General features: G+C 68.8%; 1 protein-coding gene. It reads right to left on the bottom strand.

All coding sequences use genetic code 11. From position 1 onward, the window contains the following. Positions 1 to 55: 55 nt before the first annotated feature. Complete coding sequence (locus tag ABD993_RS26080) at positions 56 to 1,666, bottom strand: flavin-containing monooxygenase (protein WP_345423900.1); 1,611 nt, start codon at positions 1,664 to 1,666, stop codon at positions 56 to 58. Positions 1,667 to 1,752: the final 86 nt, after the last annotated feature.

Raw genomic sequence — 1,752 nt, 5'->3', positions numbered from 1 at the left:
CCTTCAACACCCTCCTGCCATATCCCCGGCAGCCACGCCGTTAGGAATTACTCGTCTAGTACTCCAGCCGCTCCCGGACGGGAGCCTCCAGCAGATCGAATCCGCGGTAGCCGTCGGCGACGACGTCCGCGACGATCTCCCGGTAGCGTCCGAAGCCGCCGATGTAGGGCATGAACACCCGGGGCTTGCCGGGCACGTTCGCACCGATGTACCAGGAGTTCGCCTTGACCATGAGAGTGCTGTCTGCGAGCTCCACGCAGTGGTGCACCCACCGCTCCTGCGCCTCGGGCGTGGGCTCGATCCCCGCGAGGCCGTGCTCGTCGAGGTAGGCGATCGTGTCGCCGACCCAGTCGACGTGGTGCTCCCCGGCGAGGATCATGTTGGTCAGCACGCCGGGGCTGCCGGGTCCGGTGATGATGAACATGTTGGGGAAGTCGGCCACGCCGAGCCCGAGGTAGGTGGTGGGGCCCGCGGCCCACTCCCCCCTCAGCTCACGCCCGCCGCGTCCTTGGATGTCGATCGCGCCCAGTGCGCCGGTCAGCGCGTCGAAGCCGGTCGCGAGGACGATGTCCTCCAGCTCGTGAACCCGCTCGCCCGTCCGGATGCCCAACGGGGTGATCTCGTCGATCGGGGTCGCGCGCAGGTCGACCAGCTCGACGTTGGGACGGTTGAAGGTCTCGAAGTAGCCGCTGTCCGTGCAGATCCGCTTCGTCCCGATCGGGTGGTCGCGGGGGATGAGCTTGTCGGCCACCCCCGGATCGTGGATCAGGCTGCGGACCTTCCTCTCGTAGAAGGCCCGGGCCTCTGAGTTGGCGGCCTCGTCCCGGGTCTGGTCGGGGAACGCCTTCGCGAACAGGACCCCGCCGAGCTCCCACTGGCGCTCGAAGACCTCCTGTCGCACGGCCTCGTCGACCTCGAAGGTGCGCCTCGGGTAGGGGGTGTGCGGCGAGCCGCCGCCCGAGGTCATGGACAACCGGCGCCGCTCCGGATATGCGGCCTTGTACGCCGCCCGCGTCTCGTCGGTGTGCGGTCGGTTCGAGGCGGGGATGGAGTAGTTGGCGGTGCGCTGGAAGACGGTCAGCTCGGCGGCCTGCTCGGCGACGATCGGGGTGAGCTGGATCCCGGAGGAACCCGTGCCGATCAGACCGACACGGCGGCCGGCGAAGTCGACCTCCTCGTGCGGCCACATCGCGGTGTGGAGGATCCGGCCTGCGAAGGTGTCCAAGCCGGGGATGGCCGGGGTCCGCACGGCGGACAGGCTCCCGGTGGCGAACACGACGAACCGGCTGCAGAGAACGTCGCCGGAGTCGAGGGCCAGGACCCAGCGGCCGGACTTCTCGTCCAGGACCGCGGACGTCACGCGGGTGGCGAACCGGAAAGCGCTGCGCAGGTCGTACCGGTCGGCGACGTGGTTGATGTAGGCGAGGATCTCAGGCTGCGTGGCGTAGCGCTCCGACCAGTCCCAGTCCTGCTCGAGCTGCGGGTCGAAGGAGAAGGAGTAGTCGACGCTCTCGACGTCGCAACGGGCACCGGGGTAGCGGTTCCAGTACCAGGTGCCCCCGACGTCCGAGCCCGCCTCGACCCCGACCAGCGACAGCCCCTGGGCCCGGAGGCGGTGCACCGCGTAGAGACCGGCGACGCCGGCTCCGACGACGACGACGTCCACCTGCTCGTCTCCGTCCTGAATCTCGGGTGTGATGTCTCAGGACATGGGTGACAGTTCCGCATCAGGACATCGGTGACAGTTGGTGT

It is taken from the genome of Pseudonocardia xishanensis, assembly GCF_039541715.1.
GTDB classification, from domain to species: Bacteria; Actinomycetota; Actinomycetes; order Mycobacteriales; family Pseudonocardiaceae; genus Pseudonocardia; species Pseudonocardia xishanensis.
Note: the sequence above shows the minus strand (reverse complement) of the source record. Positions and strands in the feature narration are given on the sequence as shown.